The organism is Bifidobacterium coryneforme (assembly GCF_000737865.1).
GTDB lineage: Bacteria > Actinomycetota > Actinomycetes > Actinomycetales > Bifidobacteriaceae > Bombiscardovia > Bombiscardovia coryneformis.
Window position 1 is genome coordinate 309,961 of record NZ_CP007287.1, and the last position, 13,113, is coordinate 323,073.

Sequence of the window (13,113 nt, forward strand, 5' to 3'; positions counted from 1 at the left end):
TTCCGAACGTCGCCTTGCCGGGGCACAATAGTGACTATGACTGATGAGCATGATCACGACTCGAAACCCGAACTGCCCAAGGATCTGAGGGTGCGGTTCTGCCCTTCCCCCACGGGCACCCCCCACGTGGGCATGGTCCGTACGGCCCTCTTCAACTGGGCCCAGGCCCGTCATTCCAAGGGGACCTTCGTCTTCCGAATCGAGGACACGGATGCCCAGCGCGACAGCGAGGAGAGCTACGGGCAGATCCTGGATGCCCTGAGATGGCTGGGGCTTGACTGGGATGAAGGGGTGGAGGTAGGTGGCCCCGATGGTCCCTACCGCCAGTCCCTGCGGGGCGACATCTACAAGAAGGTCGCCCAGCAGCTCGTGGATGCCGGCTACGCGTACGAATCCTATTCCACCGCGGACGAAATCAAGGAGCGCAACGTCGCCGCCGGGCGACCCGAGGCCTTCGGGTATGACGGGTACGACCGGGACCTGAGCGAGGAGGAGCGACAGGCTTTCCGCGACCAGGGCCGTAAGCCCGCCCTGCGTATCAGCATGCCCGATGAGGACATTGCCTTCGACGATCTGATTCGAGGCCGGATTGAATTCAAGGCCGGATCGGTGCCCGACTATGTGATTGTCCGCCCGAATGGGGACCCCCTCTATACCCTGACCAACCCGGTTGATGATGCCATGATGCGGATAAACGTGGTTCTGCGCGGGGAGGACCTCCTCAGCTCCACGCCCAGGCAGATCGTTCTTTACCGGTATCTGATGGAATTGGGTGTCGCCCAGGCCATGCCCCTCTTCGGCCACATGCCCTATGTGATGGGTCAGGGCAAGAAGAAGCTCTCCAAGCGCGATCCCGAGTCCAACCTCTTCCTGCACCGTGAGCATGGCTTCATCCGCGAGGGTCTCCTGAACTACCTGGCCCTCCTGGGCTGGTCGATAGGCCCCGACCGCGATGTCTTCTCCATGGATGAGATGATTGAGCGCTTCGATGTTCGCGATGTCAAGGCCAATCCGGCTCATTTCGACATCGACAAGGCCATCGCCATCAATGCCGAGCACATCCGTATGCTGGATCCGCAGGATTTCCTGAATCGATCCCTGCCTTATCTGAAGCGTGATGGTCTGGTCACTGCCGAGAGTTGGGATGACCTGACCGACCGTGAGCGTGAGGTCCTGACGGCGGCCGGCCCCCTGGTCCAGCCCCGTGTCCGTCTTCTGGGCGAGGTCTCCGGGATGATGGGGAGCCTGCTCAGTGATGCCGATTACATCGAGCCCGACCCAGACGCACGCAAGCAGCTCAAGGAGTCGGCCGCTGCCGTTCTGGAGCTGGCCGAGCAGACGCTCCGGGAGGTGCCCGACCAGAGTTGGACCACCGACCATCTTCATGACCTTCTTACTGAGGCCCTGGTCGAGCAGGGAGAGTACAAGCCCCGTCTGGCCTTCGGGCCCGTGCGGATCGCCGTATCCGGTCGCCGGGTGTCGCCCCCGCTCTTCGAGTCCTTGGAGATTATCGGCAAGACCGCAACACTCCAGCGGCTGACCAACTTGCGCCAACATCTCTGAGCGGGTATATTATCTTTTTGTTGTGCTACCGGCTTGTTGAATCAGGTCGGCGCGCTACGAAAAGAGAAAGCCCCCGTCGTCTAGCGGTCTAGGACTACGCCCTCTCACGGCGCCAACACCGGTYCAAATCCGGTCGGGGGTACGATTATGTGGCAACCGTCCAAGCGGTTGCCACATAGCCAATTGGGGTATGGTGTAATTGGCAACACAGGTGATTCTGGTTCATCCATTCTTGGTTCGAGTCCAGGTACCCCAGCGAGTATTCAACCGCGGTTTCCCTCAGGGGACCGCGGCTTTTTCGTTCTGGGCCCCTTTCCGTTGAAGGCTTGTAGCCCCGACTGCCGTATGCCATCGGATTTGTCGTCTAGGTCACAACATGATTTCGCCGCGTAAGGTCAGGTTCGGCCTTTCGGGGTGTCCGAGCCGATACGATAGAGATAAACGGCAGGTGGGCCGGTACGGATGGAAATCGGTCCTGACTGTCCCGTTGCACGCTGTACAAGGTTGTTCGAGCAAAAGGTTGTGAAGGACTATGAATACTATCGTTGTGTTGGGCGCAGGGTATGCCGGCATGCGTGCCGCAAAGAAGCTGGCACATGCCAATCTTGATGCCCGTATCATCCTGGTCAATCGGCACCCCTACCACTATGAGGCCACCCAGCTCCACCAGATTGCCGCCGGCACCAAGGAACCGGCCGACGTCACTTTCGATATTCGCAAGGTCGTCTCACCCAAGGTCGAGGTCCTCATCGACACGGTGACGGGCATCGACCAGGAGGAGCGCCGGGTTACCCTGGAGGAGCATGAACCCCTCCGGTATGACTACCTGATCAACGCCCTGGGGTTCGAATCGGAGACCTTCGGCATCAAGGGGGCCGAGGAGAACGGCTGGCCCCTGGTCGACATCGACACATCCCTGGCCGCCAGGCACCACCTGGAGCAGACCCTGGCCAACTACCGGAACAGCCACGACCCCAATGACCTCCACGTGGTGGTCTGTGGCGCGGGGTTCACCAGCATCGAGTACCTGGGGGAGCTGGTCTACCGTATGCCCAAGCTGGTCGCCGAGTATGGTCTGCCGGCCGATCAGATCAAGATCTCATGCATCGAGGCCTCGCCCAAGATCCTTCCCATGTTCTCGCAGAAGCTGGTCGACTGGGCCGTTGGCTACCTGAAGAAGAAAGGTGTCGAATTCCACACCTCCACGGCCATCACCGAGGTCCGGCCGGGTGCCGTAATCAGCAACGACCAGGAGTTCAAGGCCAATACAATCATCTGGACCACAGGGGTGCGTGGTAACCATGTCATTGCCGATTCCGGATATAATCAAAAGCGCAACCGCGTTGTAGTGGAGGATGACCTCTCACTCAAGGATCACCCTGAGGAATACCTCATCGGCGATATCAGCGCCGTTCCTGATCCCGAGTCGGGCAGGCTGTTCCCCACCACAGCACAGATCTCGATTGCCCAGGCTGATACGGCTGCAGCCAACGTCATCGCCAGGGTGCAGGGGCGCCCAACAAAACGGTTCACCTTCAAGAGCATCGGTACCGTCTGCTCCCTGGGACCGCATGTGGGCGTTGCCGAGATCGACATGATGGGCAAGTGGAAGCTGAAGGGCGCTGTGGTTGGGATCGTGAAGAAGATCGTCAACGACCGTTCCGTCCTTGAGCTCGCCAACATCAGGACCATGCTGGAAGGCAACTGATTCGCCCGTCCGGGTTGAACAAGAGAGAGAATTGGGAAGGCAAGGAAGATGCTTAACGTTCTGGGTCTGTCGCGATTCCAATTCGCGATGACGACCGTATTCCACTTCTTCTATGTACCTCTTTCCATAGGCCTGGCGCTCTGCGTGGCCATCATGGAGACGCTGTATGTGGTCAAGAGGAAAGAAATCTACAAGAAAATGGCCAAGTTCTGGGGGAAGATATTCCTGCTGAGCTTCGCCGTCGGTGTGGTCACCGGCATCATTCAGGAGTTCCAGTTCGGTATGAACTGGTCGAACTACTCGCGGTTCATGGGCGACATCTTCGGAGCCCCGCTGGCCATCGAGGCGCTCCTGGCGTTCTTCATGGAGTCGACCTTCATCGGTGTCTGGATGTTCACCTGGAACCGCTTCAAGCCGGCTGTCCACGCCATCTTCATCTGGCTCACCTTCCTGGGATCCTCGGTTTCCGCCATCTGGATCCTGGCAGCCAACAGCTTTATGCAGCATCCCACCGGTTTCGAGATCAACAAGGCCACCGGGCGGGTGCGCATGACCAACTTCTGGGATGTTCTGGGCAATCCGCAGCTCTGGCGGGCCTTCCCCCATGTCTTCTTCGGTGCCGTGGTGACAGGCAGCATGGTCCTGGTCGGCATGAGCGCCTGGGGTCTGCTCCGGGCACACAAGCAGGAGCAAAACGGTGCGGCCCAGGTCGAGCCCACTGTCGAGGCTGACGGGTCCGAGCACATCTCCAAGCGGGTCTTCTACACCCGGTCGATCAGGCTCAACGCCGTCATCGCCCTGATCGGGGCAATCCTGGTCATCATCGCGGGTGATCTTCAGACCACCTTCATCATCGATGATCAGCCCATGAAGTTCGCCGCCACGGAGGGTATCTACGAGGACACCAAGGATCCCGCCCCCTGGGCCGTGGTCTCCTTGATCAACGAAAAGGACAAGACCGCCAAGAGCATAGAGATTCCCGACATGCTCTCCCTCCTGGCCTATCACAGCCCCTCCGGTTCGGTGAAGGGTATGAACACCGCCAATGAGGAGCTGCACCAGCAGTACGATGCCAAGTTCGGCAAGGACATGAACTATTACGTGCCGGTCACGGTGCTCTTCTGGAGTTTCAGGTTCATGGCCGCAGTGGGCTTCGGTGTCCTGCTTCTATCGATACTGGTGCTTTGGTTCACCAGGAAGTCCAAGGATACCCTCTGGTCCAGTGATTGGAAATTGTGGATTCTGGGCCTGTGCACATACCTGCCCTTCGTGGGCAACACCGGTGGCTGGCTGATTACGGAGCTGGGACGTTACCCCTGGCTGGTCTACGGACTGCAGACCATCGCGGACGGTGTTTCGCCCACGGCCACGGTCCCCAGCCTCCTGTTTACCAATATCGTTTACTTCCTGCTCTTCCTCTTCCTGGGAGGGGTCATGATCTTCTACTCGCGCAGGGTGCTGCACCAGGGCCCCGACTACCAGGGTGAAGGTCTCGGCCTGCAGATGCGGACCGGCAGGAACGAGAGGAGAGTGGCACTGGCATGAGTATCCTACAAGGTTTGTGGTTCTTCGTCATAGGTCTCCTGTTCGCCGGATTCCTCCTGCTGGAGGGGTTCGACTTCGGCGTGGGCATGGCCACCCGGTTCGTTGCCCAGGATGGTGACGAGCGCGCCACCTTCATGAGGGCCATCGGTCCCCACTGGGATGGCAATGAGGTCTGGCTGATTACCGCAGGAGGCGCCATGTTCGCCGCCTTCCCGCTCTGGTACGCCTCCCTCTTCTCCGGGTATTACATCCTCCTCTTCCTGGTTCTGGTGAGTCTGATCCTGCGTGGCGTCTCCTTCGAGTTCGCCAGCCATGCCCTGACTGTGCGTGAGCGCGGGTTCTGGCAGTGGGCCAACTTCATCGGCTCCCTATTTGCCCCCCTCTTCCTCGGCATGATGTTGACGAGCATGATTCAGGGCATCCCTCTGGATGTCAACGGTGATGCCAGGCCCGGGTTCTTCGGGGTGGTCAACTGGCTTTCGGTGGTCGGTGGTGTGGCTGTCGTCTTCTTCAGCTTCGTCCACGGCCTGCACTTCCTGAGCCTGAAGCTGGGACCCGTGGCATCGCGCCGGATGCTCAATATCAGCGAGAAGCTGTATTGGATTGCCTACCCGGCCCTGGTCGTCTTCGTTCTCCTGGCCTTCTTCAGGACCGATTTCTATAGGGTCCGGCCCATATCCACCTGGTTGATCACCGTGATCATCCTGGTTGCCACCATCTGCGCCCATATGGCTGTGACCAAGAAACGTGGAGGGTTCGCCTTCGCGTCTTCCGGCATCACGCTGATGGCCATCATCGCATTCATCTTCAACGGGCTCTTCCCGCGGGTGATGATAGGCACGGACCCGGCCTCCAGCATCATGATCGAGGATGCCGCCGCATCCCCCTACACGATGAAGATCATGACCGTGGTCCTCTGCATCTTCCTGCCCATCATGCTGGCCTACTTCATCTGGAGCTACTTCATCCAGCGGAAGCGGCTGGTCGCCGATGACTCCGACCTTGCTGAGGTGAGTCGGTCTACGGCCACGGCAGCTGTGTCCAAGTAGGATGTAGCGGTCAGGCAGCCGGCTGAGATCAGGTTGAGGAGGCCCAGTGATTGACAAGAGTCTTTTCCGGTTCACCGGAATCAGGCGAATCATGGGCCTCCTGGCCGCACTTTCCCTGGTGCAGGGAGCCAGTGTGGTCGCCCAGGCCTACGGGCTCACCCTGGCCCTGGTGCAGATTTGGGGCCGGCACGGTCTCCGGAGCCTGGCCAGACCGGTTCTGATCTTCTTCGTGGCCTTCACCATCCGCCAGCTCTGCGACGTAGCCAAGCAGCGGGTGGCGACGGACCACGCAGACCGTATCGTCGGCGAACTCAGACCACGGATTCAGCGTAAGGTCTTTCGTCTGGGGCCTGCTGCCTTGGCACAGCGGGGCACCGGATCGGCTGTGACCATGCTGATTGACGGGCTGGATGAGGTCAGGACCTATGTCTTCACGGTCCTTCCCAAGATGATGGACATGGTCTTCATCCCCCTGATGATCCTGGTGGTGGTCTGGATTCAGGATGCCCTCAGCGGTATCGTCCTCCTTCTCATGCTTCCGCTGCTCTTCTTCTTCATGGCCATCCTGGGAATGGCCGCCCGGGACAGGTCCAACAAGCAGTATGCCCAGTTCCGCAAGCTGAACACCCGGTTCATGGATACGGTTCTGGGTCTGCCCACCCTGAAGATGCTGGGAATCAGTGAGGAATACGAAGACGAGATATATTCCGTCTCCGACAGGTTCCGAAGGCGGACGATGAGCGTGATACGCGTGGCCATGACCTCGACCTTCGCCCTGGACTTCTTTGCCACCCTGGCCATCGCCATCATGGCCGTCTTCCTGGGCAACAATCTGATTAACGGTACCGTGGCTCTCTTCCCGGCCCTCCTGGCCCTGATCCTGGCCCCGGAGTACTTCATGCCCATCAGGCAGTTCGGTGATGACTACCACGCCACCCTGAACGGCAAGAACGCCCTGAACGATATCATGACCATGCTGGCAGCCCCGGAGCCCGAGTACATGGAGGACCTAAACTGGAACGGGTGGGGGAGCGACAGTCGTCTGACCGTCGAAGGCATGGACTTCTCCTATCCCGGCCCCAAGTCCGAGGAGGGTCGGGTGTCCGGTGGCTCGCAGATGGATGCCATAGCCAAGTCCGGCGGGAGTGTGGACAGCGATGATGCCCCTCAGCCAGATGCCCTCCAGGGGCTCTCCTTCACCCTGAGCGGGTTGACCAAGGTGGCGGTGGTCGGGAGGTCAGGGGCGGGCAAGTCCACCCTGATGAATCTCCTGGCGGGCTTCAACCTTCCCCAGTCGGGCAGAATCGACCTCGACGGGCATGACCTGGACCACTTCAATGTTCGGACCTGGCAGCGCCACATCAGCTATATACCCCAGAACCCTTATATCTTCAACGGTACAGTCGCCGACAACATCCGCTTCTACAATCCGGATGCCCCGGCGACGGCGGTTGCCGAGGCGGCCGACCAGGCCGGCCTGGCCGGCTGGATCAACACCCTGGACGAGGGTCTGGATACCCAAATCGGGGAGGGAAACCGCGGTATCAGCGGGGGGCAGGCCCAGCGCATCGCCCTGGCGAGGGTGCTCCTGGACAAGAACCGTGAGATTCTCATCTTCGACGAGCCCACCGCCCACCTTGACATCGAGACCGAATACGAGCTGAAGAAGACCCTCCTGCCCATCATGGAGGGGCACCTGGTCATCTTTGCCACCCACCGTCTGCATTGGCTGGCGGAGGCGGATCAGGTCATCATGCTGGACGGTGGCCGGGTCGTGGCCCAGGGAAGCCCTGAGGAGTTGATAGGGAAGGGCGGCCCTCTGGATGCCCTGATCAATGAGATGGGAGGTAACCAGATTGCCGACTACCAGCAGGACTGAAACCGGTCAGGGGACACCGGCAGAGTCCGGCCGTCGCACGAACTACCTCAGCATCTGGCATAAGGATCACTGGTTCTGGCCCTACCTGCGCCAGAACAAGGGTCTGCTCGCACTGATCTTCTTCCTGGGCACGCTCACCTTCGTCTGCGCCGCCGGGCTCATGTTCACGTCCGGCTTCCTGATCAGCAGGTCGGCCCGCCACCCCTACAACATCTTTGCGGTATATGTGCCGGTGGTTCTGACCAGGGCCTTCGGCATCGGTCGCCCGACCTTCAAGTATCTTGAACGGATCAAGAGCCACGACTGGGTTCTCAGGGTGGTCTCCAAGCTGCGTGTCCAGCTCTACAGGACCCTATCCAAGGATGCGGCCTTTCTGAACGAGCACGAACGGACAGGCACCGTCCTGAGCATGCTCTCCGACGATCTGGACCATCTGGAGAACTTCTACCTGCGTACCATCTTCCCGACGGTTGTGGCCTATCTGATGTGGCTGGTCGTGACCATAGCGGTGGGTGTCTTCTCCTGGGTGACCTCCCTGCTGCTTTTCCTCCTTTTCGCCCTGATCCTGGTCCTGGTTCCCCTCGTTTCCCTGGCATACTCCGACAGTCGGTACGCCGAGGAGAAGTCCAGACAGCAGGACCAGTACACCAAGGTGACCGAAAGCTACATGGGTCTGGGCGACTGGGTCATCACCCACCGTCAAAGGCAGTTCGTGGATACGGCCGCCGATGACTTCCAGGACATCGCCCGTGACAGGCATGACCAGAAGCGCTTCGAGCGGTGGCGGAACCTCTGCATCCAGATGATCTTCGCCGTCATGGTGGTCGCCCTCATCATCGGAGCCGACCTCCTCATGACCGGATCGACCTCACTGGCGGACTTTGCCGCCGCTGTGGTTCTCTCGGTCTTCCCCCTGGTCGACTGCTTCATCGTGGTCTCGCAGGCGGTGGCCGAGGTCCCGCTGTATACGGATTCCCTGAACCACCTCAATGACCTGACCGACCGTGTGGAATCACGACGGCAGGTCGAAGTGGACCAATCCGGATTGGATGGGCCGGTCCGAACCATCGACTTCGAGCATGTCAGCTTCTCCTATGGGCCGGACGACCCCCTCCTCCTGGACGACTTCTCCCTCCATATCGAGGCCGGGCAGCGGGTGGCCCTCCTGGGGCCCAGCGGGGAGGGGAAGACCACGGTCCTCCAGTTGCTCCTTGGCGACCTCCAACCCTCCAAGGGGCGGATTCTGATCAATGGAACACCGGTTGCCGCCTTGCAGGATCAGCGTCCGGAGCTCTTCGGCTACCTGAACCAGCAGGCCTTCCTCTTCAACACGACCATCGCATCCAACGTTCGTCTGGGTGCTCCCGAGGCCACTGACGACCAGGTTCGCCAGGCCTTGAAGGCCGTCCAACTGGATCAATATGCGGAGTCCCTGCCCGAGGGGATCAACACCCCGGTCGATGAGGCCGGCAACAGGCTTTCCGGCGGGCAACGGCAGCGTTTGGCCCTGGCCAGGATAGTGCTTAAACGCACGCCGATCATCCTGCTGGACGAACCCACCATCGGACTTGATCCCATTACCGAGCGCGACCTGATGGAGATGATTTTCCAGGTGAGTCTCGGGCGCACGCTCTTCTGGGTCACCCACCACCTCCAGGGTCTGGAGGATGCCGACAAGGTCATTTTCTTGGAGGACGGACACATCGCCATGCAGGGTTCCCCGGTTGACCTCTACCGGACCAATCCGCGATTCCGTGAGTTGTACCGAATGGATGTCGGCGACGTCGGCAGGGCCGTTTCGTAAGCGATTCCGGGTGAGGCCCGGTGTCGCTTGCCTCAGACCTGACGGGTCAGGGCCGTGACCATCTCACCCAGGAGGTTGCGGACATCCTCGTTGAGTGGTGAACCCTCCAGGGCCTGGTCGGCCCTGCCCAGATAGGTACGGGCCGTCTGCCGGCTCTCTTCAAGCAATTCGGGGTGAGCCTGGAGATACCCCAGTACCTCCTCGGGGCTGTCGGATTCGACGACGGACCTGAACCCCCTGTCCTTCCGGAGCCCGAGGAGGACGGGGAGGGTGTATATGCCGTCGCGTATGTCCTCCAGCTTGGGTTTGCCGGTGTCCTTGCCCAGGTCGAAGTCGTTGATGTCGTCGATGATTTGGAAGGCCATGCCCAGGTTCCCCCCAAAAGCCCGGGCGGCCTCCTCCATGCGGCTGCCGGGCCGGGGGGAGGAGAGGCGGATGCCGGTCAGGCAGGCCAGGCGGAAGAGGGCGGCGGTCTTCCCCGAAATGGCCTTGTCGTAGTAGTCCACGGTGATGTCGGTGTGGTGACGGCCGGACTCCTGGTAGAGCTCCCCGCCCACGATTTCGCAGACGGTCCCGGCCTGTTCCCTGATGAAGTCGGTATCCGGGGCAATCTCCGCCATGATTTCCATGTACCGGGAGAGGATCAGATCTCCCAGGTATATGGCCGCCTTGTTGCCCCGAGTCGTATGGACCGTGGGCTGCTTACGCCGGATGGGGGCGTCATCCAGAACATCGTCATGGACCAGGGTGGCCAGGTGAAGCATCTCGATGGCGGCGGCTCCTGTGATGACGCTCTCGTCCACGGGTTCCCGGGCGGGCCTGCAGGCCCGGGCGAAGAGGACGACCATTGCCGCCCGAATCATCTTTCCGTGGTTGTCCAGGAGCCTGCGGTAGTCGTCCCTATAGGGTTCGACCTTCGTCTCCTCCTCGTGAAGACGGGCAACGACCCGCTTCATGTCCTTGCGTACCAGGAGCTTTTGCCCTTCTGCCATGGAGAACCGCTCCCTCATACTCATCAGTGAATGCAATGTACTCAATATAGCAAGTCGCGACCACCATACCCGGGTCGGTACCAGGGCCGGCAGGGGGGGGGGGGACTCCGGTGACCGTGGGCTCCCAGCCAAGTGAAGTAGTCTGGTTGGTATGAGTCAGCATAACCACTTGGCCCAGGTCTCCCCGGGGGAGGCCGGTGAGGATGACGGACGTTCCCTGTCGGTATCCGCCCGGCTGGGACGCCTGCAGTTCCACCATTCCGGCAAATTCAGGCTCCTGCAATTGGCTGATGTCCAGGAGGGGCCCAAGGTCTCCCCGGACACCGTAAAGCTGATTGCCGCAGCCTGCGATGCCTCCCGACCCGACCTGGTCGTCTTCACCGGCAACCAGCTGGCGGGATACGATACGGCCTACGAGCGGACCTTCCGGAAGCGCCGCTGGAGCACACCCCTGGATGGGGTCTACTCCGCAGGTCTGAGCATGGGCGGCGCCCTGGGCTTTGGCGGTGCATCGGTGTCCAGGACCGGCGGTTCAGGTGTCAATGGCGGATCGGCGGCATCCAACGGTGCCGTTTCCCAGGCCGAAGGGTCGGGGGCTTCCGGCAGGGATGCGGACCAGGTCCGGCATCAGGAACTCAAACATACCGAGGACCTGGTGCGCAGGACCGTCGAACTGATCACGGGCCCGCTGGTGGAGCGGGGGATACCCTTTGCGGTGACCTACGGGAACCACGACTTTCAGTGCGGACTGGATACCGACCAGATGGATGCCATCTACCGTGAATTCCCCGGATGCCTGAACCCTGAAGCCACAGCCGCCAAGCCGGCCAAACCGTATGCACTGCGCGGTTCCGCTCTGCCCGATCAGGAGGCCTATGTCTGCCAGCCGGGTACCTTCGCCCTACCCGTGGCGGATACGGAGGGGAGGGGCAGGGTGATGGGACTGGTCCTGCTGGATTCGGGTGACTATGCCCAGTCCGGTGGCTATGGGTCCCCATCCCGCCAGGCTCTGGACTTCCTGGGTGCCGTGCCGGGGTTGGTGGGCAACCGGTCCATGGTCTTCCAGCACATGCCCCTGCCCCAGTTCTACAATCTCCTGAAGCCGGTATCGTCCACCACGGCCTATGCCGTCCAGGGATATCGCCGTTTCGACTCCCAGTGCTACATCCTGGACGAGTCCCGCACCTATGCCGGTTCCTACCTGGGCGAAGGGGTCTCCTGCCCCGACGAGGACAGTGGGGAGTTCGACATCCTGACCAGGGGCAAGGGGTACTTTGCCCTCTTCGCCGGTCATGACCACCGCAACGGGTTTGTGGGGAAGACCGATGGGATTGTCCTGGGTGCCACGCCGACCTGCGGTTTCGGGTCCTATGGGCCTGTGCCGCGCAAGCGGGCGGCCAGGCTCTTCGAGTTTGATATCCGCCACCCCCACCATCCGCGCACCCAGCTCCTGGAGTTCGGTGATCTGGTCGGCAGACCCAGCTCCCACAAGGTCTATACCTTCGCCATGAGCCATGTACCCACATCCACCGGAGACGCGGTCAATCTCCTGCGCCGGCCGGGGTTCCTGGCAGGAGGGCTCACGGCCCTGGCCGGGCTGGTCGCCTCCTGGGGGTCATCCAGGCGCAAGAGACCGTGACCGAAACAGGTCAGGCCCTGCGGTGGGTGCCGGATGATGCCCTCTGCAGGGCCTCGGTCAGGTACTTGCCGGCGGCCATGACCAGTGGGGCGTAGTGGCGCCCGGGTGTGGTGGACATCCTGTTGACCGGCCCGGAGATGGATATGGCGGCCATGACCTGTCCCGATCCGTTGCGGATGGGGGCGGAGATGGAGCAGACACCCTCCTCGCGTTCGTTGATGGACTCGGCCCATCCGCGCTTGCGGACGGCCGCCAGCGTGGAGGCGTTGAACTTGGCGTGGCGCAGGCCCTGGTGGAGCCGTTCGGAGTCCTCCCAGGCAAGGAGTATCTGTGCGGCAGAACCCGCATCCATGGATAGGAGGGCACCCACGGGGATGGAATCACGCAGGCCGGAGGCCCTCTCCACGGCTGCGATGCAGACACGCATGTCGCCCTGGCGGCGGAAGATCTGCGCCGACTCGCCGGAGCGGTCAAGCAGGGTTCGCAGGATGGGGGCTGCCGCCGTCAGGAGGCGGTCTTCGCCTGCAGCGGCGGCCAATTCGGCAAACCGCGATCCCAGGACGAAGCGACCATGGGCGTCACGCACCACAAAACGATGGCGCTCCAGGGCGATGGCCAGGCGGTGTGCCGTGGGCCGGGCCAGGCCGGTGGCGTTGACCAGCTGGCCCAGGGTCATCGGCCCCGATTCCAGGGTGTCAAGAATTTTGACCGTCTTGTCCAGAACGCCGACACCCGAGTGAATCTCACCATCATGAGACTCATGCGAACCTTGGGATTGAAGGTTGAGGGCGGGTGTTTTTTCCGGGGGCCAATCCTGTGCCCCGCTGGCGGTTCTGGCTGGTTCGGTCATGGTTGCATTATGGCATCTCAGTATGTGAAATGCAAAAGTTCATAAGGGCTGCGGGGTTTCATACTCGGGGTAGAAGCCGGATGG

At 61.2% G+C, this 13,113-nt stretch carries 9 protein-coding genes and 2 tRNA genes; 9 read left to right on the top strand and 2 right to left on the bottom strand.

All coding sequences use genetic code 11. The features are described 5' to 3' along the window. Positions 1-36 precede the first annotated feature (36 nt). The 8 genes from gltX (at position 37) to cydC (ending at position 9,548) form a co-directional block, all read left to right on the top strand. Positions 37-1,563 (top strand): glutamate--tRNA ligase, encoded by a 1,527-nt coding sequence (gene gltX / locus bcor_RS01105; RefSeq protein ID WP_033498210.1) that lies wholly within the window; start codon positions 37-39, stop codon positions 1,561-1,563. Between the two features lie 69 nt (positions 1,564-1,632). Continuing rightward, positions 1,633-1,705 (top strand) — tRNA-Glu (locus tag bcor_RS01110). A gap of 42 nt (positions 1,706-1,747) precedes the next feature. Then, positions 1,748-1,819, top strand: a tRNA-Gln gene (locus bcor_RS01115). Between the two features lie 276 nt (positions 1,820-2,095). Next, complete coding sequence (locus bcor_RS01120; RefSeq protein ID WP_033498214.1) at positions 2,096-3,271, top strand: NAD(P)/FAD-dependent oxidoreductase; 1,176 nt, start codon at positions 2,096-2,098, stop codon at positions 3,269-3,271. Between the two features lie 48 nt (positions 3,272-3,319). Continuing rightward, positions 3,320-4,816 carry a cytochrome ubiquinol oxidase subunit I gene (locus tag bcor_RS01125; protein WP_033498216.1) on the top strand — a complete coding sequence of 499 codons (1,497 nt, stop codon included), beginning with the start codon at positions 3,320-3,322 and terminating at the stop codon, positions 4,814-4,816. Continuing rightward, complete coding sequence (gene cydB, locus bcor_RS01130; RefSeq protein ID WP_033498217.1) at positions 4,813-5,865, top strand: cytochrome d ubiquinol oxidase subunit II; 1,053 nt, start codon at positions 4,813-4,815, stop codon at positions 5,863-5,865. Before bcor_RS01125 ends, cydB begins: the two co-directional genes overlap by 4 nt. A gap of 46 nt (positions 5,866-5,911) precedes the next feature. Next, the gene (gene cydD / locus bcor_RS01135; RefSeq protein ID WP_033498219.1) at positions 5,912-7,744 is read left to right on the top strand and encodes a thiol reductant ABC exporter subunit CydD; all 1,833 of its coding nucleotides are present in this window, start codon (positions 5,912-5,914) and stop codon (positions 7,742-7,744) included. Then, the gene (cydC, locus tag bcor_RS01140; protein ID WP_081870301.1) at positions 7,701-9,548 is read left to right on the top strand and encodes a thiol reductant ABC exporter subunit CydC; all 1,848 of its coding nucleotides are present in this window, start codon (positions 7,701-7,703) and stop codon (positions 9,546-9,548) included. The genes cydD and cydC overlap by 44 nt, the downstream gene beginning before the upstream one ends. A 32-nt stretch (positions 9,549-9,580) precedes the next feature. Here cydC and bcor_RS01145 read toward each other — a convergent pair whose 3' ends face one another. Next, positions 9,581-10,540 (bottom strand): polyprenyl synthetase family protein, encoded by a 960-nt coding sequence (locus tag bcor_RS01145; protein WP_158332615.1) that lies wholly within the window; start codon positions 10,538-10,540, stop codon positions 9,581-9,583. Positions 10,541-10,691: 151 nt separating this feature from the next. Here bcor_RS01145 and bcor_RS01150 point away from each other — a divergent pair, with 151 nt between their 5' ends. After that, a complete protein-coding gene (locus tag bcor_RS01150) occupies positions 10,692-12,179 on the top strand; it encodes a metallophosphoesterase family protein (protein WP_033498221.1) in 1,488 nt (495 codons plus the stop codon). Positions 12,180-12,189: 10 nt separating this feature from the next. On the opposite strand, the gene bcor_RS01155 is transcribed toward bcor_RS01150, so the two are convergent. Next, positions 12,190-13,029: an IclR family transcriptional regulator gene (locus tag bcor_RS01155; RefSeq protein ID WP_033491396.1), complete on the bottom strand. Its 840-nt coding sequence runs from the start codon at positions 13,027-13,029 to the stop codon at positions 12,190-12,192. Positions 13,030-13,113 lie beyond the last annotated feature (84 nt).

Excerpts from the sequence above, each read along its gene's own strand:
- cydC (WP_081870301.1), top strand. The coding sequence starts at position 7,701 with ATGAGATGGGAGGTAACCAGATTGCCGACTACCAGCAGGACTGAAACC.
- cydB (WP_033498217.1), top strand. The coding sequence starts at position 4,813 with ATGAGTATCCTACAAGGTTTGTGGTTCTTCGTCATAGGTCTCCTGTTC.
- bcor_RS01150 (WP_033498221.1), top strand. The coding sequence starts at position 10,692 with ATGAGTCAGCATAACCACTTGGCCCAGGTCTCCCCGGGGGAGGCCGGT.
- bcor_RS01125 (WP_033498216.1), top strand. The coding sequence starts at position 3,320 with ATGCTTAACGTTCTGGGTCTGTCGCGATTCCAATTCGCGATGACGACC.
- bcor_RS01120 (WP_033498214.1), top strand. The coding sequence starts at position 2,096 with ATGAATACTATCGTTGTGTTGGGCGCAGGGTATGCCGGCATGCGTGCC.
- bcor_RS01145 (WP_158332615.1), bottom strand. The coding sequence starts at position 10,540 with ATGGCAGAAGGGCAAAAGCTCCTGGTACGCAAGGACATGAAGCGGGTC.
- bcor_RS01155 (WP_033491396.1), bottom strand. The coding sequence starts at position 13,029 with ATGACCGAACCAGCCAGAACCGCCAGCGGGGCACAGGATTGGCCCCCG.
- gltX (WP_033498210.1), top strand. The coding sequence starts at position 37 with ATGACTGATGAGCATGATCACGACTCGAAACCCGAACTGCCCAAGGAT.